A 25221-nucleotide genomic window follows, 5' to 3' on the forward strand; every position below is an offset into this window, starting at 1 on the left:
GTCCTCACGGCGTTGCCACTCAAGCGGTGGCTCAGGTGTTGATGAAACTCTTGGGGGGTTGGTGCAGGCTGATCTGGGCGTCGTCGTACAGCAGGTTGATCAGTTCGACAATCATGATCGCCGTCAGGCCCCAGATCTTGTATTCGCCAAACCGATAACTGGGCACGTACCAACTGCGTCCCTGGTAATCGATTCGGTGGGTGTGTTCGCGCGGGTCCTGGCGGAAAAACTCCAGGGGCACGCTGAAGACTGCGGCGATCTCGGCATCGTTGGCCAGGTAGTCGACGTAATCCGGAATCACCCCGACGTAGGGCGTGACCCGAATGCCATGCAGGGAAATCAATGGACTCAACGGCCCGATCACCTCCACCAGACCAGGTGGCAGGCCGATTTCTTCTTCGGCTTCGCGCAACGCGGTAAAAATCAGGTCGGGGTCTTCCGGATCGCGGCGCCCACCGGGAAAAGCCACTTCACCGCCGTGGGTCGACAGGCCGCTGGCGCGCAAGGTCAGGATCAGCTCCGGTTCGTCACTGCGGGTAATCGGCACCAGCACGGCGGCCTCGGGGAAACGCCCGTCAGTCTCAAGCGTGTGGGGAGTGTGATTGCTTACCCGGCGAAGTAGCTCGTCCAGCATGAGTCATCTCGGTCTGTTGGCTACCTTGCATCATGCACCAAAGCGGGCAGGCACCCAACCCCAAAACCCGGTGCATGTCGCGAAACGACAACTTGCAGGGCCCTGCCCGCCAAGCCAAGATAGGCCCACTCTCCAGGAACCCCAGCATGAACTTCTGCAGCCAGTGCGGTAAACCGGTCACCCAGCGCATTCCCGAAGGCGACAGCCGCCTGCGCTATGTATGCGACCACTGCTCGACCATTCACTACCAGAACCCCAATATCGTCGCCGGCACGGTGCCGGTGTGGGGCGACAAAGTGCTGCTGTGCCGCCGCGCCATCGAGCCGCGCCTGGGTTACTGGACGCTGCCCGCAGGCTTCATGGAGAACGGCGAGACCGTGGAGCAGGCGGCCACGCGTGAAACCCTCGAGGAAGCCTGCGCCCGCGTACGCAACCTGTGCATCTATACCCTGATCGATGTGCCGCACATCAGCCAGGTGCATATCTTCTACCGCGCCGAACTGCTCGACCTGGATTTTGCCGCAGGCCCCGAAAGCCTTGAAGTGAAGCTGTTCGATGAAGCCGAGATCCCTTGGTCAGAGCTGGCTTTCCGCACGGTCGGGCGTACCTTAGAATGCTTCTTCGCTGACCGCCGCCAACACGTATTCCCGGTGCGCAGCGAGTCGGTGCCGCCTATGAAGCCACCGGCCAAATAACACTCAAGGCGGCATCGTCCACAATGGAAACCGTTTCAATGCGTTGGTTGCTCGCTGTTATCTGCCTGTCATTCGCTACGTTGTCTTCGGCCTCCACGGTGGAAATCATCGGCGGCAAGCCGGTCGAAAAAATCCTGGTGCTCAAGTCTGCCCGTCAGTTGCAGTTGATCAACGACGGCAAGCCTCTCAAGACCTACCGCATTTCCCTGGGCCGCAACCCCAAGGGCGCCAAGCTGATCGAGGGCGACCGCCGCACGCCGGAGGGCCTCTACTGGATCGACTGGCGCAAGACCAGCGACAAATTCAACCTGTCGATGCACATTTCCTACCCCAACATCAGCGACGCCGCCCGCGCCCGCCGTGAAGGGGTGAAACCGGGCAGCATGATCATGATCCACGGCACTCCCGACAGCGAGGACTACCCGGAGCAGTTGTTCCACACGCTGGACTGGACCGACGGTTGTATCGGCATGCGCAACGTGGACATGCGCGAAGTCTGGAACCTGGTCAAAGATGGCACCCTGATCGAGATTCGTCCGTAATCTCGCACCGTTCGTAAAATAATTCGAAAAAAATCCTGCCCCCCTACAGCGCCTGCCGGTGAATACCAGTTCACCGCGCCGCGCTGCCCCGTTCTGCACGCGGCAAAGACCTCTCTAATACCACTTCATACAAAGCCCTATTACATGGCCTTAAAACCGTGGTTTGCACTGTTTTTGGCGCATTGACATGGTATTTAAGTGGTATTAATTTCCGGCCAATACCGGGCGACAACACTCCAATAACCGCATCGGACACCTGACAGATGAATGCCATCCAGACCCTGCGCCCCGACGACAAACAATCCACGCCGCTGTACCTGCAACTGGCGCGTAACCTGGAAGCGGCGATCCATGCCGGCCAGTGGAAATCCGAGCAGGCGTTGCCATCGGAACGCGTCCTCAGCGAGCAATTGGGCCTCTCACGGGTCACCGCCCGCAAAGCGCTGGAGGTGCTGCTGGCCCAGGGCCTGATCCGCCGCAGCCAGGGCTCCGGCACCTTTATTACCCCGCGCCTGGAACAGCCGCTGTCACGCCTGTCGGGCTTCAGCGAAATGTTAAGGCTCAAGGGCTTTGTGCCCAGCTCCCAATGGCTGGAACGCGAAATCACCCCGCCGACCCACGAAGAGCTGATCCGCCTGGGCCTGTCGCCCACCGACAAAGTGGCGCGCCTCAAGCGTTTGCGCAAAGCCGATGACACCGTAATGGCAATTGAAATGACCGCGATGCCCGCCTCGGTGCTGCCGCAACCGCAGGCCATCGGCAATTCGCTGTACGAATACCTCGAAGGCATCGGCAAACCCATCGTGCGTGCCCTGCAACATATCCAGGCGATCAACGCTTCCGACGAGTTCGCCAGGCTGGTGGGCATTGCCCCCGGCACCGCCATGCTGCTGATGACTCGGGTCGGCTACACCGCCGATAACACGCCGATTGAAATCACCGACACCTACTGCCGCAACGACTACTACGACTTCGTAGCCGAGCTGCGCAGGTATGACTTCGCCGCCGAGTTGCGGCCTTAGAGAACTGCCCATGTCCGAAGACAATATCCTCACGCCCGGCGGCTGGATTCGCGGCCGCCTGGTGCACGCACACGGCAAGGTGATCGCCGTCGAAGGCACGCCGTGCGACCCGGCGCAAAACGATTTGCCGTACCTGCTACCCGGTTTTATCGACCTGCACGTACACGGCGGTGGCGGCGCTGACATCATGGAAGGCAGCGACGCCTTCGAGACCATCACCCGCACCCACGTGCGATTTGGGACGACATCGCTGCTGGCCACCACCATGACTGCGCCGGTAGACGAAATCTCTCGCGTGCTGGGCCAGCTCGGCACGTTCTGTGAGCAGCGCCCGACAGGCGCCGCCCGAGTGCTTGGCGTACACCTGGAAGGCCCCTACATCAATCCAGGAAAACTCGGCGCCCAACCCAATTTCGCCCACACCGCGCTGATGGCCGAAGTGGAAGCCTACCTGCGCCTGGCGCCGATCCGCGTGATCACCATCGCCCCGGAAATCGCCGGGCATGACGCGCTGATCCGCGCACTCAGCGAGCGCGGCGTACGCATGCAGATCGGCCACACCCTGGGCAGCTACGAAGAAGGCGTCGCCGCCCTCGCCGCCGGGGCCACCAGCTTCACCCATTTGTACAACGCCATGAGCCCGCTGCATCACCGCGAGCCGGGCATCGTCGGTGCCGCGCTGGCCCACGCCAAGTACGCCGAATTGATCCCGGACCTGCTGCATGTCCACCCCGGCGCCATGCACGTGGCGCTGCGTGCGATCCCATGCCTGTACTGCGTCACCGACTCCACCGCCGCCGCCGGCATGCCCGATGGCGAATACAAGCTGGGCAGCCACACCGTGACCAAATGCCTGGGCGGTGTGCGCCTGCCCGACGGAACTCTCGCCGGCAGCACCCTGACCATGGATCAGGCACTGCGCAACCTGGTGAAAATCGGCCTGCCGATCAGCGAAGCCTCACAACGCCTGTCGCAGTTTCCCGCGGACTACCTGGGCCTGGAAGAACGCGGTCGCCTGCAACCCGGCAGTTTTGCCGACTGCGTGCGCCTGGACCGCTCCCTGCATCTGACCGACGTAATGGTCGAAGGAGAAACCATTGACTTCAAAAATGCTTGAAGAGGCCCTGGCCTCATGTGACGCCGTCGCGGCGCAACTGCAGCGCCTGGATCCGCTGCTGGAAGAAATCGCCGGCCGCCTGCGCCGCCAGCCGCCGCAAGTGGCGATGACTATCGCCCGCGGCAGCTCGGACCACGCCGCCAGTTACTTTGCCTACCTGGCCATGCAGCACGTGGGTATCCCGGTGGCGTCGTTGCCGATGTCGGTGGTGACCTTGTTGCAGGCGCCATTGAAGGTCAGCGGCCAGGTGGCGTTCGGTTTCTCCCAGTCGGGGCAAAGCCCGGACCTGGTCAACAGCCTGCGCCTGTTGCGCAAACGCGGCGCCCTGAGTATCTCGCTGGTCAACGCCGAGGGCTCGCCACTGGAGGCCGCCTGCGAATTCCACGTGCCGCTGTGCGCGGGGCCGGAACAAAGCGTTGCCGCGACTAAAAGCTTTATCGCCACCTTGAGCGCCAGCGCGCTGCTGATCGGCCACTGGAACCAGGAAGAGGCCTTGCTGCAAGCGTGCCGCGCCTTGCCGGACGAGCTGCGTACCGCCGCCCAGCAGGATTGGAGCCTGGCGATCGAGGCCCTGCGCGACTGCCGGCAACTGATGGTGATCGGCCGTGGTGCCGGGTTTGCCATCGCCCAGGAAGCCGCGCTCAAGCTCAAGGAAACCTCGGCGATCCAGGCCGAAGCCTTCAGCAGCGCCGAAGTGCGCCACGGGCCGATGGCGTTGATCGACAAGAACTACCCCTTGCTGGTGTTTGCCCCCCGCGGCGCCGAACAGGCCGGCCTGCTGAGCCTGGCCGCCGATATGCGCCAGCGCGGCGCCCGCGTGTTGCTGGCCGCGCCGGATGATATCGGTGAACGCGACCTGACCCTGAGTCGCGCCGAACACCCGAGCCTGGACCCGATCCTGGCGATCCAGAGCTTTTACGTGATGGCCGCCGGCCTGGCGGTGGCACGGGGCATGGACCCGGACCAACCGCGTCACCTGAGCAAAGTTACCCGCACCCACTGAGTGGTGTGCACCGTTTTCCTGATGAGTACCGTGTCCATGTCCAACAACAATAATGCATTGACCCTCAGCGCCCCCTTAAGCGGACCGGTGCTGAGCCTGGGCAACGTTCCCGACGAAGTGTTCGCCAGCCACGCCATGGGCGATGGGATTGCCATCGACCCGCTGAATGATCGCCTGCACGCGCCGTGTGACGGGGTGATTATCCATGTGGCCCGCACCGGGCATGCACTGACGATCCGTGCCGAGAACGGCGCCGAAATCTTGATGCATGTGGGCATCGACACGGTAGAACTCAATGGCGAAGGCTTTGCGCTGTTGGTTGAGAACGGCGCACGGGTGAAACTGGGCCAGGCGCTGGTGCAGTTTGATCTGGACCGCATCGCGCGCCAGTGCAAAAGCCTGGTCAGCCTGATCATTCTGACCAATGGCGAGCGTTTTGAACTACGCGCGCTCGCAGGGCAAACCGTTGAGGTCGGCCAGCCGTTGCTGCAGATCACTGCGCGCTCGACGTCAGCGCTTGAAACGGCTGTGGATAACTGCGCCTTGGAGGCCAGCGCCAGCGTACGCATTACCCACCGTGGCGGTTTGCATGCCCGCCCTGCCGCGTTGATCCGCAAGACCGCACAGGGTTTCAGCAGCACCGCCCATCTGCGCTTCGGCGAGAAATACGCCGCGTGTGACAGCCTGATCGGTTTGTTGGGGCTGGGCATCGGCGAAGGCGATGAGGTGCAGGTGATCTGTCGTGGCAAGGACGCCGAGGCGGCTGTGCAAGCGTTGGTCGCCGCCCTATCCGCCAGCATTAAAGGGGAGCACCACGCTCCAGCCGTCGCCGCGCCGCGTCGGGCCAACACCGAAGCCGGCGTACTGCAAGGCGTATGCGCCGCGCCGGGGCTGGTCTGCGGGCCGTTATTCCGCCTGGCCGGCATCGAACTGCCGCACGATAGCGGCAATCACATCGCCAGTGAACAACTGCGCCGGCTGGACACTGCGCTGGAGCAGGTACGCGGTGAAATCCGCAGTACGCTGGACCACGCCCGCCAGCGCAAGAGCATCGAAGAAGAAGACATCTTCGCCGCCCACCTCGCCCTGCTCGAAGACCCGGCCCTGCTGGAAGCCGCCACTGCCGCCATCGAACAGGGCAGCGCCGCCACCCACGCCTGGCGCGACGCAATCCAGGCGCAATGTGCCGTACTGCTGGCCCTGGGCAAGCCGCTGTTTGCCGAGCGCGCCAACGACCTGCGCGATTTGCAGCAACGTGTGCTGCGTGCGCTGCTGGGCGAAGCCTGGCATTTCGAACTGCCCGCCGGCGCGATTGTCAGCGCCCATGAGCTGACGCCATCCGACCTGCTGCAACTGACTGCGCAGAACGCCGTCGGCATTTGCATGGCTGAAGGCGGCGCCACCTCCCACGTCGCCATTCTGGCCCGTGGCAAGGGGCTGCCGTGTGTGGTCGCGCTGGGCAGTGAAGTCCTCGACGTGCCGCAAGGCCAACGCGTCGTGCTCGACGCCGCTAACGGCCGCCTGGAACTGGCGCCCAGCGAAGCGCGCCACGCCGAAGTGCACCAGATTCGCGACGCACAAAAACGCCGCCGCCAGCAACAACAGGCACAGGCCCGGGAACCGGCATGCACCACCGATGGCGTACGCATTGAAATTGCCGCCAATGTCGCCTCCAGCGCCGAGGCCCAGGTGGCGTTTGACAACGGCGCCGACGGTGTCGGCCTGCTGCGCACCGAATTCCTCTTCGTCGACCGCCGTACCGCGCCGGATGAGCAGGAACAACGCCAAGCCTATCAAGCCGTGCTGGACGCGATGGGCGATAAGTCCGTGATTATCCGCACCATCGATGTGGGCGGCGACAAGCAGCTCGACTATTTACCGCTGCCTGTGGAGGCCAACCCGGTGCTGGGCCTGCGCGGCATCCGCATGGCGCAGGCGCGCCCCGAATTGCTCGACCAGCAATTGCGCGCCCTGCTGCAAGTCAACCCGTTGGGGCGCTGCCGCATCCTGTTGCCGATGGTCAGCGAAGTCGACGAACTGCTGCAGATTCGCCAGCGCCTCGATGAGTTATGCACAACGTTGGAACTGACCACGCGCCCGGAACTGGGGGTGATGATCGAAGTGCCGGCCGCTGCGCTGATGGCCGAACAACTGGCCGAGCACGCGGACTTCCTGTCCATCGGCACCAACGACCTGTCCCAATACACCCTGGCCATGGACCGCGACCACGCCGGCCTCGCCGCCCGGGTCGACGCCTTGCACCCGGCCCTGCTGCGATTGATCGCCCAGACCTGTGCCGGCGCGGCCCGGCATGGGCGTTGGGTGGGTGTGTGTGGCGCCCTCGCTTCCGACCCGCTGGCCACGCCGGTATTGGTCGGCCTGGGGGTCAGCGAGCTGTCGGTGAGCCCGCTGCAGATCGGCGAAATCAAGGACCGCGTCCGGCACCTGGACGCAGCGCAATGCCGGCAACTGAGCCAGGGCCTGCTCGACCTGAGCAGCGCCAGGGCGGTTCGCCAAGCCTGTCAACACCACTGGCCGCTGAGCTGACAACAACAAGAAAAAAGGAGACACGCCATGTACCAACACTTTATCGAAGGTCTGCAACGCCTGGGCCGCGCCCTGATGCTGCCGATTGCGATCTTGCCGATCGCCGGCCTCTTGCTGCGCCTGGGCGACACCGATCTTTTGAATATCGCGGTGATGCACGACGCCGGTCAGGCGATCTTCGCCAACCTGGCGCTGATCTTCGCCATCGGCATCGCGGTAGGCTTTGCCCGTGACAACAACGGCACCGCGGGTCTGGCCGGCGCGATTGGTTACCTGGTGATGATCTCCACCCTCAAGGTGATGGACACCAGCATCAACATGGGCATGCTCGCCGGGATCGCCAGCGGCTTGATGGCCGGCGGGCTGTACAACCGCTTCAAGGACATCAAGCTGCCGGAGTACCTCGCGTTCTTCGGTGGACGACGGTTCGTACCGATTGTGACCGGGTTCAGTGCGGTCGGCCTGGGCGTGATCTTTGGCTTGATCTGGCCGCCCATCCAGCATGGCATCAACAGTTTTGGCGTGCTGCTGATGGAAAGCGGCAGCCTCGGCGCGTTTGTGTTCGGCGTGTTCAACCGCCTGCTGATCGTCACCGGCCTGCACCACATCCTCAACAATATGGCGTGGTTTGTGTTCGGCAGCTTTACCGACCCGGCCACCGGTGCGGTCGTGACCGGCGACCTTACCCGCTATTTCGCCGGCGACCCCAAAGGTGGCCAGTTCATGACCGGCATGTTCCCGGTGATGCTGTTCGGCCTGCCTGCCGCCTGCCTGGCGATGTACCGCAATGCACTGCCGGAGCGCCGTAAAGTCATGGGCGGGATTTTCCTGTCGATGGCACTGACCTCGTTCTTGACCGGGGTGACCGAGCCGATTGAATTCGCGTTCATGTTCCTGGCGCCGTTCCTGTACCTGATCCATGCGGTGCTGACCGGCCTGTCGATGGCGGTCACCAATCTGCTGAATATCCACCTCGGGTTTACCTTCTCCGGTGGGTTTATCGACATGGTACTGGGCTGGGGCAAGTCCACCAACGGCTGGTTGGTGTTCCCGGTGGGCCTGGCCTACGCGCTGATCTATTACAGCGTGTTCAATTACTGCATTCGTCGGTTCAACCTGAAGACGCCAGGGCGTGAAGATATCCAGGTGGCGCAGGCAGAGGTCATGAGCGACAACCAACGTGCTACGGCTTACATCCAGGCCTTGGGCGGTGCAGAGAACCTGCTGAGCGTCGGTGCCTGCACCACGCGCCTGCGCTTGGACATGGTGGATCGCAACAAGGCGGTGGATGCAGAGTTGAAAGCGCTGGGTGCCATGGCCGTGGTGCGGCCAGGTAACGGTGGGAGTTTGCAGGTGGTGGTCGGGCCGATGGCCGACAGCATCGCCGATGAAATTCGCCTGGCCATGCCGTCATTTGTGCCCAGTACGCCGGTGGGCGTTGCGCCTGCGGATAAGCCGATGACAGTGAATGTGCAAGAAGCCGAGCAATGGCTGAACGCCTTGGGCGGCCGGGCGAATGTGCGCCAGCTTCAAGCCGTGGCGATGACTCGGTTGCGGGTGGAGTTGGGCGATGATTCAGTGTTGTCCGAAGTGGACCTGACTGCGCTGGGTTGCCAGGGTGTGAGCCAACTCGACAGTGGTGTCTGGCACCTGTTGATTGGTGACAAAGCGCCGAGGTTGGGTGAGGCACTGGAGCGGTTGGTCGGAGCTCCGCAGATCGGGGCAAGCGCCTGACGCTTCATCGTTTGAAAAGACCTCTTCGCGAGCAAGCCCGCTCCCACATTTTGATCTGTGAATACATTCAAAGTGTGGGAGCGGGCTTGCTCGCGAATGGGCTTAACGGGCGCCTGATGTTTTGAGGTCTGACACTTCATTCAGAGTGCATTCATGAAAGAAGCTCAATGACATAACTTTTAGACACGTCACTGTCCGAAAGAGCAACGTTAAAAGAGTGTTGCGCCTTCTCCAGGTGTGAAACATCTACAGTGATCGAACCCACCCTATTTGAATCGGACGTTCCTTGGCCCAATACTCGCTTTGAAACCCGAAGCAGATAAGCCTGATTGGGAAAATTGGTTTCAACAAAGCACTTCAGTATTACATCCCGGGTTTGCCCGCGATCAGGAATCGTATTTCCTTGTGAATCCTCTACGCTAGTGATCTGCAGTGCCATGACTTTACCCTCTGAAGCGAAGTAGGACTCCAAGTAAACACCTCCCCTGTGTTTACCGTAACTGTGAAGATTGACAGTTGACGCTACAAAATCGCCGTCCTGATGCCTGATCAAGCTCCCTCCTACACAACAAAAAACCCGCTGACCAAACTGGCCCAGCGGGTTTCTTGTTTATGCAGCGTGCGAATCAAAAATCCGCTAACTGCCACACCTCATACGCCGGCGTTTCGTACGGGTGGCTGAGTTTGAGCGCAGCCACGACAGCCACGATCAACTCATCCGCCACCACCAGCTCAACCTTCCACTCTTCAACCACTTCAACCTGGCCCACCTGCCCGATAAACGGCTGGCTGCCGTCCAACGCGCGGAACTGGCCCTGACCCGGCACTTGCCAGGCGCAGCTGTCGTAGTTGCCGATGCGCCCGCCACCCGCGGCGAAGACGGCGGTTTTTACCGTCTCCACGTGGCTGGCGGGCACAAAGAAGGCGAGCTTGTACACAGCCTTAGTTCACCCACACGCGGGCGTTGCGGAACATGCGCATCCAGGCGCCGTCTTCGTTCCACTCTTCCGGACGCCACGAGTTCTGCACGGCGCGGAACACACGCTCCGGGTGCGGCATCATGATGGTGACGCGACCGTCGCGGCTGGTGAGGCCGGTGATCCCGCGCGGCGAGCCGTTCGGGTTGGCCGGGTAGGCCTCGGTGACCTTGCCGTGGTTGTCGACGAAACGCATGGCCACGCAACCGGACAGGTCGGCTTCAAGCAAGGCTTCTTCGCTGGCGAACTCGGCATGGCCTTCACCGTGAGCGATGGCGATCGGCATACGCGAACCGGCCATGCCTTGCAGGAAGATCGAGTTGGATTCCTGCACCTGCACCATGGCGACACGGGCTTCGAACTGCTCGGAACGGTTGCGCACGAAGTGCGGCCAGAACTCGCTGCCCGGGATCAGTTCGTGCAGGTTGGACATCATCTGGCAACCGTTGCACACACCCAGGGTGAAGCTGTCGTTGCGTTCGAAGAAGCCCTGGAACGCATCGCGGGCACGGCTGTTGAACAAGGCCGACTTGGCCCAGCCTTCACCGGCACCCAGCACGTCGCCGTAGGAGAAACCGCCGCAGGCGACCAGACCCTTGAACTCATTGAGGTCAACGCGACCGGCGAGGATGTCGCTCATGTGCACGTCGATCGCATTGAAGCCGGCACGGTCGAACGCAGCCGCCATTTCCACCTGGCCGTTGACGCCTTGCTCACGCAGTACGGCAACTTGTGGGCGGATGCCTTTCTTGATGTAAGGCGCGGCGATGTCCTGGTTGACGTCGAAGCTGAGCTTGGTGCTCAGGCCCGGGTTGTCTTCTTCCAGGATCACGTCGAATTCCTGCTGGGCGCAGTCGGCGTTATCACGCAGGCGCTGGATCTGGTAGCTGGTCTCGGCCCACTGGCGCTGCAGCAAGCGGCGCTGACCCGAGAACACCGTGTCGCCATCAAAGGAGATATTGATTTCGCCGTTGTTGACCGGCTGGCCAATCACCGCCACGCAGTCGTCCAGGCCGGCGGCGCTGAACTGTGCGAGGACATCCGGGGTAGCGTCCTGGCGAACCTGGATCACCGCGCCCAATTCTTCGTTGAACAGGATGCCGTTGATTTCAGCCGCCGCCTCGGCAACGCTGTCGAGCACGATGTTCAGGCCGCAGTGGCCGGCGAAGGCCATCTCGACAACGCTGGTCAGCAGGCCACCGTCGGAACGGTCGTGGTAAGCCAGCAAGTGGCCGTCGGCGTTGAGGCCCTGGATCACGGCGAAGAAGGCTTTCAGGTCTTCGGCGTCATCGACGTCCGGGGCCTGCTTGCCGAGTTTGCCATGGGTTTGTGCCAGGATGGAGGCACCCATGCGGTTCTGGCCACGGCCCAGGTCGATCAGGATCAGATCGGTGGTGCCCTTGTCCATGCGCAGTTGCGGGGTCAGGGTCTGGCGGATGTCGGTCACGGGTGCGAAACCGGTGACAATCAGCGACAACGGCGAGGTGACGCTCTTGTCCGTACCGTTCTCGTTCCAGCGGGTGGCCATGGACATGGAGTCCTTGCCCACCGGGATGGTGATGCCCAGCTCAGGGCACAGTTCCATGCCGACCGCTTTAACCGTGTCGTACAGACGTGCATCTTCACCCGGGTGACCGGCAGCGGACATCCAGTTGGCCGACAATTTGATGTCGGACAGCTTGCCGATGCGCGACGCGGCAAGGTTGGTCAGGGTTTCGCCAATGGCCATGCGCCCCGACGCCGGAGCGTCCAGCAGGGCCAACGGGGTACGCTCGCCCATGGCCATGGCTTCACCGGTGTAGACGTCGAAGCTGGTGGCAGTGACGGCAACGTCGGCCACCGGAACTTGCCAAGGGCCGACCATCTGGTCACGCGCAACCAGGCCGGTGATGGTGCGGTCGCCGATGGTGATCAGGAAGCTCTTGCTTGCCACGGACGGGTGGTGCAGCACGCGTTCGATGCTGTCGGCCAGGTCCAGGGGGCTTGGGTCGAAATCGTCGCCCAGCTCGGTTTCACGCACGGCCGAACGGTGCATGCGCGGGGCCTTGCCCAGCAGCACTTCCAGCGGCATGTCCACCGGGCTGTTGCCGAAGTGGCTATCAGTCACGGTCAACTGCGGTTCGGCAGTGGCTTCACCGACCACGGCAAACGGGCAACGCTCGCGTTCGCAGATGGCCTGGAAGCGCGCGAAGTCTTCAGCGCCAACGGCCAGCACGTAACGTTCCTGGGATTCGTTGCTCCAGATTTCGTGCGGGGCCATGCCCGGCTCGTCGTTTGGAATATTGCGCAATTCGAAACGACCACCCCGGTCGCCGTCGTTGACCAGTTCCGGGAAGGCGTTGGACAGACCACCCGCGCCGACGTCGTGGATGAAGCTGATCGGGTTCTTGTCACCCAACTGCCAGCAACGGTCGATGACTTCCTGGCAGCGGCGCTCCATCTCCGGGTTTTCACGCTGTACGGAAGCGAAGTCCAGGTCCGCCGAGCTGGTGCCGGTGGCCATGGAGGAAGCGGCGCCGCCGCCCAGGCCGATCAGCATCGCCGGGCCACCGAGCACGATCAGCTTGGAGCCGACCAGGATCTCGCCTTTCTTGACGTGTTCTTCACGGATGTTGCCCATGCCGCCGGCCAACATGATCGGCTTGTGGTAACCGCGCACTTCATCGCCACGCGGGGTGGTGATGGATTGTTCGAAGGTACGGAAATAGCCGGTCAGCGCCGGACGCCCGAACTCGTTGTTGAACGCCGCGCCGCCCAGCGGGCCTTCGATCATGATGTCCAGTGCGTTGACGATGCGCTCAGGCTTGCCGTACGGCACTTCCCACGGCTGTTCGAAGCCCGGGATCTGCAGGTTCGACACGGTGAAACCGGTGAGGCCCGCCTTTGGCTTGGCGCCACGGCCGGTGGCGCCTTCGTCGCGGATCTCGCCGCCGGAACCGGTGGCTGCGCCCGGGAACGGGGCAATCGCGGTCGGGTGGTTGTGGGTTTCAACCTTCATCAGGATGTGCACCGGCTCCTGCACCGCGCCGTACTGGCGGGTTTCAGGGTCCGGGAAGAAACGGCCGGCGACGGAGCCGACGATCACCGAGGCGTTGTCCTTGTAAGCCGACAGAACGCCTTCGCTGTGCATCACGTAGGTGTTCTTGATCATGCCGAACAGGCTTTTTTCCTGGCTTTCGCCGTCGATGTCCCAACTGGCGTTGAAGATCTTGTGACGGCAGTGCTCGGAGTTGGCCTGGGCAAACATCATCAGTTCGATGTCGTGCGGGTTGCGCTTCAAGCCGTTGAAGGCGTTGACCAGGTAGTCGATCTCGTCTTCGGCCAGGGCCAGGCCCAGTTCGGTGTTGGCCTTCTCGAGGGCGGCACGGCCACCGCCGAGCACGTCGATCGCGGTCAGCGGCTTGGGTTCGGCATGGCTGAACAGGCCGGCAGCCTGTTCCAGCTGGCTGACGATGATCTGGGTCATGCGGTCGTGCAGGCTGCTGGCGATCAGCTCGGCTTCGGCCTCGCTGAACTGGCCGGCGACGTAGAAAGCGATACCGCGCTCCAGGCGCTGGATGTTCGAAAGGCCGCAGTTGCGGGCGATATCGCTGGCCTTGCTCGACCAGGGCGAGATGGTGCCGAACCGTGGCAGAACCAGGAACAAGCGGCCGGTCGGCTCTTGAACGGGAACGCTGGGGCCGTACTTCAGAAGGCGTGCGAGCACTTGCTGTTCGTCGGCGGTCAAGACGCCGGTAACGTCGGCGAAGTGAGCAAATTCAGCATACAGGCCTGTAACAGCTGGAACCTTCTGGCTCAGTTGCTCAAGGAGTTTGCTGTGGCGAAAGGCAGAAAGGGCAGGAGCGCCGCGCAGGATCAACATCTTCGGGACAGCCTCGGGAAGGGGGTGTGCTTTGAGGCCGTGCATTCTAGCGTAAACCGCCGCCAACGGCACCCGAAACGCTACGGCCGGCCGCTGCCGAACGTCAGTTGGCAGGTAATGCACGCTCCCGGGGCGTTTTGCCGGGCCGCGCATGCAGTTATTTTAACCGTCATAAACCTTTGCCAACCCGCGTTTCTGCGGGCTGCAGCCCGGTTTTACGGGCGCTAGCAGACAAGTCCCCTGCTGTCGAGATATGGCGCCGAGGGCCGTTTGCGTATACTGCGCCAATGTTCTCCCCAACTGCTTTGCGCCAGCGATGCGCCAAATGGCTCTTCGTCACCGGACTCTTCCTGCTGCTCAGCGCCTGTGTTGATAAACCCAGCACGCTCGAGCGAATCAAGGAGGATGGTGTGTTGCGGGTGGTTACCCGAAACAGCCCGGCGACTTATTTCCAGGATCGCAACGGTGAAACCGGTTTCGAGTACGAACTGGTCAAGCGCTTTGCCGACGAACTGGGGGTGAAGCTGGAAATCGAGACCGCCGACAATCTCGACGACCTGTTCGGCCAGCTGGGCAAACCCAAAGGCCCGGTGCTCGCCGCCGCCGGCCTGGTCAGCAGTGAACAGCGCCAGCGACAGGTGCGGTTCTCCCATCCTTATCTCGAAGTGACCCCGCAGATCATCTACCGCAACGGCCAGTCGCGCCCGACCAACGCGGCGGACCTGGTCGGCAAGAAGATCATGGTGCTCAAGGGCAGCACCCACGCCGAACAACTGGCGGCGCTTAAAAAGCAAAATCCTGCAATCGAATACGAAGAATCCGACGCCGTTGAAGTGGTCGACCTGCTGCGCATGGTGGACGAGGGTCAGATCGACCTGACCCTCGTGGACTCCAACGAAGTGGCGATGAACCAGGTGTATTTCCCCAATGTGCGCGTGGCGTTTGACCTGGGCAACGCCAGCAACCAGAGCTGGGCCGTGGCGGCGGGTGATGACAACAGCCTGCTCAACGAGATCAACAGCTACCTGGACAAGGTCGAGAAGAACGGCACCCTGCAGCGCCTGAAAGACCGCTACTACGGGCATGTCGATGTGCTCGGCTATGTCGGCGCCTACACCTTCGCGCAGCATCTGCAGCAGCGCCTGCCCAAGTACGAAAAACACTTTCGCACCTACGCCAAGGAAGAAAAAGTCGATTGGCGTCTGTTGGCGGCCATCGGCTATCAGGAATCCCTGTGGCAACCGGCCGTCACCTCCAAGACCGGCGTGCGCGGCCTGATGATGCTGACCCAGAACACCGCCCAGGCCATGGGCGTGTCCAACCGGCTGGACGCCAAGCAAAGCATCATGGGCGGTGCCAAGTACCTGGCGAGAATCAAGGATGAATTGGACGACAGCATCGCCGAGCCCGATCGCACCTGGTTCGCCCTCGCCGCCTACAACGTCGGCACCGGCCACCTGGAAGATGCGCGCACCCTGGCCAAGCGCGACGGCCTGAACCCGAACAAGTGGCTGGATGTGAAAAAGATGCTGCCGCGCCTCTCGCAGAAGCAGTGGTACAGCAAGACCCGCTACGGCTACGCCCGCGGCGGTGAGCCCGTGCATTTTGTGGCGAACATCCGCCGTTACTACGACATCCTGACCTGGGTAACCCAGCCGCAGTTGGAGGGCAACCAGGTGGTCGAGGGCAACCTGCACGTGCCGGGTATCGACAAAACCAAGCCGCCGGAAGACACCCCGCAGCTATAAGAACGTTGCAAACTGCCATGTGGGAGGGGGCTTGCTCCCGATGGCGGTGAATCAGCTTTGAATAGGCTGGCTGACACACCGCTATCGGGAGCAAGCCCCCTCCCACAGGTGGTCTTCACTTGGTTATAAGCCGGTGAGCAGATGCACCACCCCACCCGCCAACACCATCACGGCGGGCACACCCGCCGCCTTCAACCTCATCTCATCCAGGCGTCCCACATCCTGCAACCGTACCCGCACCCGCGTCAGCGCCACACGCTGCTGCGACTTGAGGTTATCCGCCCCACCCAATGCGCTCAGCACTTCGGCCGACAACAGACTCTGCGTCGGCGCAGTGGCCGTCTCGGCAACCAGATCCGGGGTCAGGGCTTTCCAGAACGCCCGCTGTATTTTCTCGAACATGCTCAGTGCTCCACAACAGGTGAGGTTTCAACGGTAGCCGCGTGGTACAGGCGCAGGGCTTCACGTACTTGGGCGGCTTCTTCCAGGCCCAGTACCTGACGGGCGATGAGCTGGCAGTCAGCCAGGTCCAGATCGCGCACAGTGGCCTTGATCGTCGGGATCAACGGCACGCTGACCGACAGCTCATCCACCCCCAGGCCAATCAACACCGGCACCGCCAGCGCCTCGGACGCCAACGCGCCGCACACCCCTACCCACTTGCCGTGGGCGTGGGCGGCCTTGACGGTGGTGGCGATCAAACGCAATACCGCTGGGTGAAAGCTGTCGGCCTGGCTGGCCAGGCGCGGGTGGTCACGGTCCATGGCCAGGGTGTATTGGGTCAAGTCGTTGGTGCCGATGGAGAAGAAATCCACATGCGGCGCAAACACATCAGCCATCAAGGCGGCAGACGGCACTTCGATCATGATGCCCAGCTTCGGCAGCTCGGTGAGCCCGAGCGCCAGCGCTTCTTCCTGAAGCATCGTGCGGGCCAGGTGCAACTCCGACAGCAGGCTGACCATCGGCAACATGATGTGCAGGCGTGCGAAACCGGCACTGGCAAGGATCGCGCGCAACTGTTCACGCAACAACTGCGGGCGCTCCAGGCATAGGCGAATACCGCGCAAGCCGAGAAAGGGGTTGGCCTCGCTGTCCATCGGTACATAGGCCAATGGTTTGTCGCCGCCCACATCCAGAGTGCGGACCACCAGATTGCGCTCGGTGCCCAAGGCACAGGCAATGGCGGCGTAGGTGCCGGCTTGTTCGTGCGGGCTAGGTGCACGGTTGCGGTCCAGGTACAGAAACTCCGAACGCAGCAGCCCGACGCCCTCACCACCGAGGGCCAGGGATTGTTCTACCTCCTGCAACGAGGCGACGTTAGCCGTGACTTCGACGTGATGGCCATCGCGGGTAGTGGCCGGCAAAGCCGCCTGCGCCACGTCACGCTGACGCCTGAGCACTTGCTGCTGGCGCGCCGCTTCCAACTGTTCGATTTCAGCCAGGTTCGGCTCCAGGTGCAGTTCGCCTTGGTCGGCGTCGAGCAGCACCTGCTTGCCGTTGGCCAGCGCCAGCACCTGCACCGGCACGCCGCAGATCGCCGGCAACCCCAACGCCCGCGCAAGAATTGCGACGTGGCTGGTCGCACCACCGCCGACGGTGACAAAGCCGAGCACCTTGTGCGTGTCCAGGCTGGCGGTTTGCGAGGGGGTCAGTTGTTCGGCGATCAGGATCGTGCGCTCGGGTAAATCCCAGGCGCGGTCCTGAATGCCGAGGATCAACTTCAAGACGCGCTGGCCGACATCGGCCAGGTCAGCCGCACGCTCGGCGAGCAATGTGCTGCCCAGGCCCTGGAATAATTTGCCGGTGGTCACCGTGGCACTGTGCCAGGCAAACGCAGCGCTCTTGCCTTGCACCAGCAGGTCGTGGGCTTGTTCCAGCAAGCTCGGGTCTTCGAGCAACTCCTGGTGGGCGCGGAAAATCTCGGCCTGGGCACTGCCTGTCGCGTTGTCTTGCAACCTTTGCAGGGCGACGGTCGCCGCCAGCAGGCCACGGTCCAGGGCCGCGCGCTCGAGCGCGTCGCCAGCGCCGGCTTCGGTGATCGTCAGTTCAGGCTCGGCCACCTGCACCACTTGGCCAAACGCCGACCCTGGCGAGGCACAAACGCCGCGCAGCACTGTCGATGACGCCGCAGGCGCCGACGGCTCAGCCACCTCGACCGTCGCCACGCCCGCCTCACCACAGCCCTCATTCAACAACGTCACCAGCGCCTTGATCGCTGCCTCGGCATCTTCGCCAGCGGCGCTCACCTGCAAGGTATCGCCCTGTACGGTTTGCAGCGCCATGATCGCCACCAATGACTTGGCATTGGCGCTCTGGGTTTGCTTGTGCAAGTAAATGCTCGCCTTGAACCCTTTCGCCGCCTGGGCCAACACCGCCGCAGGGCGGGCGTGCAGGCCGTTGGCATTGGGCAAGGTCAACGGCTTGGAGAACAGCGCCTCGCCCTCCTCTTCAACCTCCTCATCAGCGGGTTGAAAGGCTGAAACCCGCAGCAGCGGCTGGCCCACCTCCACTTGTCCGTTAGCCAGGAGCGTAAAGGGTTCGCCGCTGACCACCAACATCAGGGTCAGCAAACTACGCGCATTGAGCGCCAAGTAGTCGGCATCGAATTCGATCAGCGGCTGCCCCAGCAGCACCCGCTGGCCTTCCTGCACCAGTCGGGTGAAGCCCTGCCCCGCCAGGTTTACGGTATCCAGGCCAATATGCAGCAGCACCTGGACACCATTGTCGTCGGTCACGCTGACGGCATGCCCACTGTCCTGGATATTGCTGATCACCCCGGCCAACGGCGCGCAAAGGGTCTGCGAGGTCGGGTCGATGCACAGGCCGTCGCCGATCAGGCGACTGGCAAACACCGGATCGGGCACCTGATCCAGCGCCAGCAGGACACCGGACAAGGGCGCCAGCAGTTCCAGGGGTTGAGTTGTGGTCATGACTTCACCTGCTGTCTTGTTCTTTAAAAATCATTAGGTGGGAGCTAATCCCATCAGTGACAGGAATCAAATGTGGGAGGGGGCTTGCCCCCTCTCACATGGGGCCACGCTATTTCCACCAGTATTCGACTTGCACACCCACATTCGAGCCATGCCGTGCCGTGCCGTAGGCGCCGGTGTCGGACAACGCCGAACCCGCCGCCAGTTCATTCGCCGCACGCTTGGCCGCCTCGTTCCAGCTTGCATAGGTGTAGTACAAGCGCACCTCCGGTCGCGCCCAGAAGTCCGGGCCTTTAGGCGACCAGGTCGGGGCAAACGTGAATTTGCTCAGTTTGCGCGTGCCACCACTGGCCTCGACCTGATCATGGCCAAGCTCGGTGACCAGTTTGAATTGTTCGCTGATCGCATACGCCGGGCGCACGCCGATGGACATCCAGGTCTGGTCCTGGCTGCCGGGACGGATGTCTTTCTGGTACACCGCTTCGACCTGCCCGCCGAAGCGCGGGGTCACCTGCCAGTCGAAAAACTCCACGGCACGGTAGCTCTTGCTGCTTTTGTCCAGCGCCGTATCGCCGGTATAACCGAGGCCGGTGCCGGGGCCTTCACCGTATTGCAGGGCGAATTTGTTCTTGCCACCCAGGAAAGGTTTTTGCACATGCTGCGCCGTGATCGCCCATCCGCTGTGAGCGTCGCGGCCGCCCGCTTTGTCGATGTAGCTCAAGCCGAACTCCAGCTCACCGCCCGGGTTGGTCTTGAAGCCCGCCACGTTGAAGTCGTGACGGGTGGCGTATTCCTTCTGGTACAGATTGTCCTTGCGGGAAATCGCGTAGCTGTATTTGAGGTCGCCGATCAATACGTCCTCGACGCCACCGCCCGTAGCGCTCTGGTTCCAGTAGTAGAAATCGGAGATATGGATATCGTTACGCTTGTAGTAACGCCGCCCCGCCCACAGCGAACCGCCATTGAGGCTGGGCAGCTTGGACCACTGCGCATACATCTGCGGCATACGTGCCGAGCCGTTATCCTCGCCCTGGAACTTCAGGGCACGGTCGTACCGGTTGTAGAGGGACGCCATGGCATCGACGCTCAACACCGAACCGTCATCCAGGGTGAGCAGGTCCTGGCGCAATTCCAACTCGGCGTACTGCTCACATTCATTGCCCAAACGATATTTCGTTTGCGCCCCCGGCAATTGAAAGCACTGCTGTTTACCACTGCCGGTCGAAGTGCCCGCGCCGCTGCGCAGGTAGCCGGCGAACTCCAGGGCCTGAGCGGCAAAGGGGGCAGTGAGACACGACGCAATAAGGCCCAGCTTGATTGTTGTTTTCATGAAGCACTCCACTTTTTTATTATGTTTTTTGAAGCGCCCCTGCACTCCCATACAGGGGTTCCAGCCGGTCTCAATCCTTGAGGTGCAGCACGAACGATTCATAGGGGCGTAACACCACCCGGTTCGAACGACGCGGGCAGTCCGGGTAGTTGCTGATCAGCAGGCGTTGCTCAGTCGCTGCGGTGATGAGCGTTTCCGGCAACTGGATTTCGCAGCGCTCGCCGTAGAAGTTGTTGAGCACCAGCAAGCGCTCGCCATGGCCTTCGCGCACATAGGCCCAGACTTGCGGATGGTCTTGCAGCAGTTGGCGGTAAACGCCTTGCTGAATCAGCGGCTCGTGGCGCCGCAGAGCGATCAGCGCACGGTAGTGATGCAGCACCGAATCCGGATCATCCAGCTGGTTGGCAACGTTGATGTGCGCCGCGTTGGCCGGAATGCCGATCCACGGTTCACCCGTGCTGAAACCGGCATTCGCTTCGTTGCTCCACTGCATCGGTGTGCGGCTGTTGTCGCGGGACTTCTGCATGATCGCCGCCATGCTCGAAGCCTCGGACTCTCCGGCATCGCGCTTGAGACGGAAGATGTTCAGGGTCTCCACATCGCGGTACTGCGAGATGTTGTCGAAACCCGGATTGGTCATGCCGAGTTCTTCACCCTGGTACACAAACGGCGTGCCCTGCAGAAAGTGCAACGCAGTACCGAGCATCTTGGCCGAGACCACGCGGTGCTCGCCGTCATCGCCAAAGCGCGAGACCACACGGGGCTGGTCGTGGTTACACCAGAACAATGCGTTCCAGCCACCACCGGCCTGCATGCCCAGTTGCCAGTCGGAAAAGATCTGCTTGAGTTGCAGGAAATCGAAGTCGGCCTTCACCCACTTCTGCAAGTTCGGATAATCGACTTTCAGGTGATGAAAGTTGAAGGTCATCGACAGCTCTTTCGACTCCGGCCGTGAGTAGCGCACGCAGTGCTCCAGGCTGGTGGAGGACATCTCGCCGACATTGATCAGGTCGTGCCCTTCGAAGACTTCGCGGTGCATTTCCTGCAGGTATTCGTGTACGTTCGGGCCGTCGGTGTAGAAGCGCCGGCCATCGCTGTTGTCTTCGGGAAAATCGGCAGGCTTGGAGATCAGGTTGATCACGTCCAGGCGGAAACCGCCCACGCCCTTGTCGCGCCAGAAGCGCATCAACTTGAACACCTCGGCGCGCACCTGGGGGTTATCCCAATTGAGATCGGCCTGGGTGTGGTCGAACAGGTGCAGGAAGTACTGCCCGGTTTGCGCTTCGTATTCCCAGGCCGAGCCGCCGAACTTGGACTCCCAGTTGTTCGGCTGGTCGCGCCAGATGTAGAAGTCGCGGTACGGATTGTCGAGGCTGCTGCGCGCTTGCTGGAACCACTCATGTTCGATGGAGGTGTGGTTGACCACAATATCCAGCATCAGCTTGATGCCGCGCTTGGCCGCTTCGCTGATCAGCAGGTCGCAGTCGGCCATGGTGCCGTAGCTGGGGTCGATGGCGTAGTAGTCGCTGATGTCGTAGCCGTTGTCGCGTTGCGGCGAACGCAGGAACGGAGTGATCCACAGGCAATCCACGCCCAGCCATTGGAGGTAGTCGAGTTTGTCCACGATGCCCAGCAGGTCACCGGTGGCGTTACCCGCGTGGCTGTGGAAGCTTTTGGGGTAGACCTGGTAGATCACCGAGTGTTGCCAGTCTTGCATGGTGGGTTCCTTCAGTTGATTGGGGGACTGGCCTCTCGGGCCTCATCGGGGGCAAGCCCCCTCCCACACTTGAATGCATTCACACATCAAAAAGTGAGAGGGGCTTGCCCCGATAGCGGTTGATCAGGCGACGCGATACCCGGGCCGAACAATCTTCATGCTCAACGCACAGGTCAAAACAAACGGCACCACGATCGCGACGACCATCCCGATCACAAACATCGGAATGGCGCTCGGTACGATCGAGATAAAACCAGGCAATCCCCCTACCCCAATGGCCGACGCCTGCACCTTGTTCAGCGACAGGAAAATGCTGCCCAGCGCCGAGCCCACCAGGGCGGCATAGAACGGAAACTTGAAGCGCAGATTGACCCCGAACATCGCCGGTTCGGTGATGCCGAAGTACGCGGAAATCGCCGAGGTGGACGCCATGCTTTTGTCCCGCGCATTGCGGGTGGTGTAGAACACCGCGAGTGCGGCGCTGCCCTGGGCCAGGTTGGACATGACGATCATCGGCCAGATAAAGGTGCCGCCCTGGGTGGCGATCAGTTGCAAGTCCACGGCGAGAAACATGTGATGCATGCCGGTGATGACCAACGGCGCATACAGCAGGCCGAAAATCGCCCCGCCGATCATCGGTGCCAGATCAAACAGCGTCACCACGCCTTCAGTGATCAGGATGCCCAGGTGACGGGTCACCGGGCCGATGATCGCCAGCGCCAGCACACCGGTCACGACGATGGTGGTGATCGGCACCACGAGCAGTTGAATCGCATTCGGCACCCGCGCCCGCAGCCATTTCTCGATGACGCTCATCACATACGCCGCCATCAGGATCGGCAGGATCTGCCCCTGGTAGCCCACCTTCTCAATCTTGAACCAGCCGAAAATATCGAAGTACGGCAGGCTCTGGCCGTCGAGCCCGGCCACTGCCTTGCCGTAGTTCCAGGCATTGAGCAGGTCCGGGTGTACCAGCATCAGGCCGAGCACGATGCCGAGGATTTCACTGCCGCCAAAGCGCTTGGCCGCTGACCAGCCCACCAGCGCCGGCAGGAACACGAACGAGGTGTTGGCCATCAGGTTGATCAGGCTCCACAAGCCATCCAGGTTCGGATAGGCCTCCAGCAGCGTCTTGCCCTCGATGAACATGCCCTTGGCGCCCATCAGGTTGTTCACGCCCATCAACAGGCCGGCGATGATCAACGCGGGCAGGATCGGCATGAACACGTCGGAGAACACCCGCACCAGGCGCTGCATGGCGTTGGTCTTGTCGGCGCCCTTCTTCTTCACGTCGGCGATGGTGGCGGCCGCAAGACCGGTCTGCTCGCGCAAGGCGGCGTAGACCTTTTCCACTTCACCGGGGCCGATCACCACCTGGAACAGACCGCCGGTGAAGAACGAGCCCTTGACCAGATCGACCTGGTTCAACGCGCTGCTCTTGACCAGGCTTGGGTCCTTGAGCGCCAGGCGCAGGCGGGTCACGCAGTGGGCAGCTTGCTCAAGGTTTTCGCTGCCCCCGAGGTTTTCGAGAATCTCGCGGGCAATCGTCGAATAGTCGTGGCTCATGCTTGGTTTCCACTTTGATTTTTTTATTGGAGGGCAGTCATTGGCAGCACGCCGAGAGCAAAAGTACTCGTCTGTACGAGTTAAAGCAACAACTCGTACAGACGAGTTACAAATTGTTTACTTTTCCGAACCTTGAGTCAGACATTTCAGCTCTTACGCCGGCCTGCAATGGACAAACCCCACCTCTGCCACTAAGGTTCCTGCCTGAACGCGCAGTCACCTTCATCAGTCGGGCACAGAGCCATCTCCATGAGCAAATACAACCAGATCTATACGGATCTGCTTGCCAGCATCACCACTGAACGCCTGCAACGCGGCACGCGCCTTCCCTCCGAAACCGAATTGATGGACAGCTACCAGGCCAGCCGAGGCACCGTGCGCCGGGCCATCGAGCAGTTGCAGGAACGTGGTTTTGCACAAAAGATCCACGGCAAAGGCACCTTCGTGCTGTCGCCCAACCCGATCGAGTTCCAACTGGGCGGTATCGTCAGCTTCCACGAAACCCACGCCGACCTGGGCGATGACGTACGCACCGAAGTCGTCGAGTTCACCCAGTTCCCATTGGAAGGCACACTGCTGCAACACATCGAAGCAGAGCCCGGCACCCTGATCACCCGCATCAAACGGGTACGGCGCATCGGCGGCAAACGCGTGATCCTGGACATCAACCACTTCGTCGCGGACGTGATCCCGGGGCTGGATCGCGACATTGCCGAACAATCGATCTACGCGTTTATCGAACAGACCCTGCAGTTGCAGATTGCCTACGCCCAACGCACCATCGAAGCCCTGCCGCGCGGCAAAGACGACCAGACCCACCTCGACCTCGAAGGCCAGAGCCATGTGATCGTGGTGAGTAACCAGACGTTTTTACAGGACGGGCGGCAGTTCGAGTACACCGAGTCGCGGCATACGTTGGATAAGTTTTATTTTTCGGATATTGCACGTCGATAAGCCGGAAACAAACATGAAAATCCCAAGCAAATGGCATAGACAATACCCCCATGCACTCATCGAGCAGCAAGCCATCGGCGAGTCGCGGGCAGACGTCTTTCGCCTGCGCCAGGACGGCCGCACGGATCTGTTCCTGAAATCAGAGCGGCTCGATGAACACAGCGAGCTGGCAGACGAAGTCGAACGGCTTCGTTGGCTGCGGCAAATGGATCTGCCTGCACCTGTGGTCCTGGATGAAGTGCAAGACGACCATCGCCATTGGCTGCTGATGACCGCCGTGCCGGGACAGGACCTGGCCAGTGCCACCGGGCTTTCTGCCGCGCAGGTCATCAACATACTGGCGACGGCGCTGCGGACTTTGCATCAAGTCCCCGTCGCGCTTTGCCCCTTCGACCATTCAGTTGAGCAACGTATCGCACGCGCCCAGAAGCATGTCAGTGCCGGGCTCGTGGACGAGGCGGACTTCGACGATGAGCGACTGGGACGAAGTGCAGAGGACGTGTTTGCCGAACTGCTGTCGACTCGGCCAAAGGTCCAAGATCAGGTTGTCACCCATGGCGATGCCTGCCTACCGAACTTCATGACGGCAGACGCTCGCTTCAGCGGCTTCATCGACTGCGGCCGCCTGGGAATCAGTGACCGTTATCAAGACCTGGCCCTGGCAGCGCGAAGTATTGAACGCAACCTGGGGCAGGCATGGGTGAAAGCCTTTTTTGAGCTTTATGGTGTTGAACCCGATGAACAGCGCATGAAGTTCTATTGTTTGCTGGACGAGTTTTTCTGACCTCGCCTGCCACCTGAAACACAAAACCCCGGCATATGGCCGGGGTTTTGTTATTCAGC

The 25221-nt window shown here is 61.7% G+C and carries 19 protein-coding genes; 10 read left to right on the forward strand and 9 right to left on the reverse strand.

Translation table 11 applies throughout. The features are described from left to right. Nucleotides 1-31: 31 nt before the first annotated feature. Entirely contained in the window at nt 32-634 is a 603-nt protein-coding gene (locus C9383_RS21190) for a CoA pyrophosphatase (RefSeq protein WP_090368758.1), read from the reverse strand. Between the two features lie 146 nt (nt 635-780). Here C9383_RS21190 and C9383_RS21195 point away from each other — a divergent pair, with 146 nt between their 5' ends. From C9383_RS21195 to nagE, 7 genes are all read left to right on the forward strand, one after another. After that, nucleotides 781-1329 carry an NUDIX hydrolase gene (locus C9383_RS21195; RefSeq protein ID WP_090368756.1) on the forward strand — a complete coding sequence of 183 codons (549 nt, stop codon included), beginning with the start codon at nt 781-783 and terminating at the stop codon, nt 1327-1329. 38 nt (nt 1330-1367) lie between these two features. Then, nucleotides 1368-1871: a L,D-transpeptidase family protein gene (locus C9383_RS21200; protein WP_060754284.1), complete on the forward strand. Its 504-nt coding sequence runs from the start codon at nt 1368-1370 to the stop codon at nt 1869-1871. Nucleotides 1872-2134: 263 nt separating this feature from the next. After that, nucleotides 2135-2893 (forward strand): GntR family transcriptional regulator, encoded by a 759-nt coding sequence (locus C9383_RS21205; RefSeq protein WP_060754285.1) that lies wholly within the window; start codon nt 2135-2137, stop codon nt 2891-2893. Between the two features lie 10 nt (nt 2894-2903). Further along, the gene (nagA, locus tag C9383_RS21210; protein ID WP_060754286.1) at nt 2904-4010 is read left to right on the forward strand and encodes an N-acetylglucosamine-6-phosphate deacetylase; all 1107 of its coding nucleotides are present in this window, start codon (nt 2904-2906) and stop codon (nt 4008-4010) included. Further along, nucleotides 3991-5013, forward strand: coding sequence for an SIS domain-containing protein (locus C9383_RS21215; RefSeq protein ID WP_090368754.1), 1023 nt, complete (start codon nt 3991-3993; stop codon nt 5011-5013). The genes nagA and C9383_RS21215 overlap by 20 nt, the downstream gene beginning before the upstream one ends. 36 nt (nt 5014-5049) lie before the next feature. After that, a complete protein-coding gene (gene ptsP, locus C9383_RS21220; protein WP_090368752.1) occupies nt 5050-7560 on the forward strand; it encodes a phosphoenolpyruvate--protein phosphotransferase in 2511 nt (836 codons plus the stop codon). 27 nt (nt 7561-7587) lie between these two features. Continuing rightward, the gene (nagE, locus tag C9383_RS21225; protein ID WP_090368750.1) at nt 7588-9294 is read left to right on the forward strand and encodes an N-acetylglucosamine-specific PTS transporter subunit IIBC; all 1707 of its coding nucleotides are present in this window, start codon (nt 7588-7590) and stop codon (nt 9292-9294) included. Between the two features lie 151 nt (nt 9295-9445). Here the strand turns inward: nagE and C9383_RS28050 are convergent, their stop codons facing one another. The 3 genes from C9383_RS28050 to purL all read right to left on the reverse strand — a co-directional run bounded on the left by C9383_RS28050 (nt 9446) and on the right by purL (nt 14133). Continuing rightward, a complete protein-coding gene (locus C9383_RS28050; RefSeq protein WP_143038193.1) occupies nt 9446-9733 on the reverse strand; it encodes a hypothetical protein in 288 nt (95 codons plus the stop codon). 187 nt (nt 9734-9920) lie between these two features. Continuing rightward, complete coding sequence (locus C9383_RS21230; RefSeq protein ID WP_090368747.1) at nt 9921-10232, reverse strand: YqfO family protein; 312 nt, start codon at nt 10230-10232, stop codon at nt 9921-9923. Nucleotides 10233-10236: 4 nt separating this feature from the next. Then, the gene (gene purL / locus C9383_RS21235) at nt 10237-14133 is read right to left on the reverse strand and encodes a phosphoribosylformylglycinamidine synthase (RefSeq protein ID WP_060754292.1); all 3897 of its coding nucleotides are present in this window, start codon (nt 14131-14133) and stop codon (nt 10237-10239) included. Between the two features lie 287 nt (nt 14134-14420). Between purL and mltF the strand changes: the two genes are divergently transcribed. After that, nucleotides 14421-15881 (forward strand): membrane-bound lytic murein transglycosylase MltF, encoded by a 1461-nt coding sequence (gene mltF / locus C9383_RS21240; RefSeq protein ID WP_060754293.1) that lies wholly within the window; start codon nt 14421-14423, stop codon nt 15879-15881. Between the two features lie 123 nt (nt 15882-16004). Here the strand turns inward: mltF and C9383_RS21245 are convergent, their stop codons facing one another. From C9383_RS21245 to treP, 5 genes are all read right to left on the reverse strand, one after another. Then, the gene (locus C9383_RS21245) at nt 16005-16283 is read right to left on the reverse strand and encodes a PTS sugar transporter subunit IIB (protein WP_090368745.1); all 279 of its coding nucleotides are present in this window, start codon (nt 16281-16283) and stop codon (nt 16005-16007) included. Nucleotides 16284-16285: 2 nt separating this feature from the next. Then, on the reverse strand, nt 16286-18811 hold the full coding sequence (gene ptsP / locus C9383_RS21250) for a phosphoenolpyruvate--protein phosphotransferase (protein WP_090368743.1): 2526 nt from the start codon (nt 18809-18811) through the stop codon (nt 16286-16288). A gap of 109 nt (nt 18812-18920) precedes the next feature. Then, the gene (locus C9383_RS21255) at nt 18921-20141 is read right to left on the reverse strand and encodes a maltoporin (protein ID WP_090372312.1); all 1221 of its coding nucleotides are present in this window, start codon (nt 20139-20141) and stop codon (nt 18921-18923) included. A 70-nt stretch (nt 20142-20211) separates the two neighbouring features. Then, complete coding sequence (gene treC / locus C9383_RS21260) at nt 20212-21858, reverse strand: alpha,alpha-phosphotrehalase (protein WP_090368741.1); 1647 nt, start codon at nt 21856-21858, stop codon at nt 20212-20214. A gap of 123 nt (nt 21859-21981) precedes the next feature. After that, nucleotides 21982-23424 (reverse strand): PTS system trehalose-specific EIIBC component, encoded by a 1443-nt coding sequence (gene treP / locus C9383_RS21265; protein WP_060754298.1) that lies wholly within the window; start codon nt 23422-23424, stop codon nt 21982-21984. 249 nt (nt 23425-23673) lie between these two features. Here treP and treR point away from each other — a divergent pair, with 249 nt between their 5' ends. Both treR and C9383_RS21275 read left to right on the forward strand, forming a co-directional pair. Next, entirely contained in the window at nt 23674-24378 is a 705-nt protein-coding gene (treR, locus tag C9383_RS21270; RefSeq protein WP_060754299.1) for a trehalose operon repressor, read from the forward strand. Nucleotides 24379-24391: 13 nt separating this feature from the next. Then, on the forward strand, nt 24392-25162 hold the full coding sequence (locus C9383_RS21275; RefSeq protein ID WP_090368739.1) for an APH(3')-II family aminoglycoside O-phosphotransferase: 771 nt from the start codon (nt 24392-24394) through the stop codon (nt 25160-25162). Nucleotides 25163-25221: the final 59 nt, after the last annotated feature.

It is taken from the genome of Pseudomonas palleroniana, assembly GCF_003031675.1.
Taxonomy (GTDB): domain Bacteria; phylum Pseudomonadota; class Gammaproteobacteria; order Pseudomonadales; family Pseudomonadaceae; genus Aquipseudomonas; species Aquipseudomonas palleroniana.

Excerpts from the sequence above, each read along its gene's own strand:
- nagE (WP_090368750.1), top strand. The coding sequence starts at position 7,588 with ATGTACCAACACTTTATCGAAGGTCTGCAACGCCTGGGCCGCGCCCTG.
- treP (WP_060754298.1), bottom strand. The coding sequence starts at position 23,424 with ATGAGCCACGACTATTCGACGATTGCCCGCGAGATTCTCGAAAACCTC.
- treR (WP_060754299.1), top strand. The coding sequence starts at position 23,674 with ATGAGCAAATACAACCAGATCTATACGGATCTGCTTGCCAGCATCACC.
- C9383_RS21190 (WP_090368758.1), bottom strand. The coding sequence starts at position 634 with ATGCTGGACGAGCTACTTCGCCGGGTAAGCAATCACACTCCCCACACG.
- C9383_RS21195 (WP_090368756.1), top strand. The coding sequence starts at position 781 with ATGAACTTCTGCAGCCAGTGCGGTAAACCGGTCACCCAGCGCATTCCC.
- purL (WP_060754292.1), bottom strand. The coding sequence starts at position 14,133 with ATGTTGATCCTGCGCGGCGCTCCTGCCCTTTCTGCCTTTCGCCACAGC.
- nagA (WP_060754286.1), top strand. The coding sequence starts at position 2,904 with ATGTCCGAAGACAATATCCTCACGCCCGGCGGCTGGATTCGCGGCCGC.
- C9383_RS21200 (WP_060754284.1), top strand. The coding sequence starts at position 1,368 with ATGCGTTGGTTGCTCGCTGTTATCTGCCTGTCATTCGCTACGTTGTCT.
- C9383_RS21245 (WP_090368745.1), bottom strand. The coding sequence starts at position 16,283 with ATGTTCGAGAAAATACAGCGGGCGTTCTGGAAAGCCCTGACCCCGGAT.
- C9383_RS21275 (WP_090368739.1), top strand. The coding sequence starts at position 24,392 with ATGAAAATCCCAAGCAAATGGCATAGACAATACCCCCATGCACTCATC.
- ptsP (WP_090368743.1), bottom strand. The coding sequence starts at position 18,811 with ATGACCACAACTCAACCCCTGGAACTGCTGGCGCCCTTGTCCGGTGTC.
- C9383_RS21205 (WP_060754285.1), top strand. The coding sequence starts at position 2,135 with ATGAATGCCATCCAGACCCTGCGCCCCGACGACAAACAATCCACGCCG.
- ptsP (WP_090368752.1), top strand. The coding sequence starts at position 5,050 with ATGTCCAACAACAATAATGCATTGACCCTCAGCGCCCCCTTAAGCGGA.
- mltF (WP_060754293.1), top strand. The coding sequence starts at position 14,421 with ATGTTCTCCCCAACTGCTTTGCGCCAGCGATGCGCCAAATGGCTCTTC.
- C9383_RS28050 (WP_143038193.1), bottom strand. The coding sequence starts at position 9,733 with ATGGCACTGCAGATCACTAGCGTAGAGGATTCACAAGGAAATACGATT.
- treC (WP_090368741.1), bottom strand. The coding sequence starts at position 21,858 with ATGCAAGACTGGCAACACTCGGTGATCTACCAGGTCTACCCCAAAAGC.
- C9383_RS21255 (WP_090372312.1), bottom strand. The coding sequence starts at position 20,141 with ATGAAAACAACAATCAAGCTGGGCCTTATTGCGTCGTGTCTCACTGCC.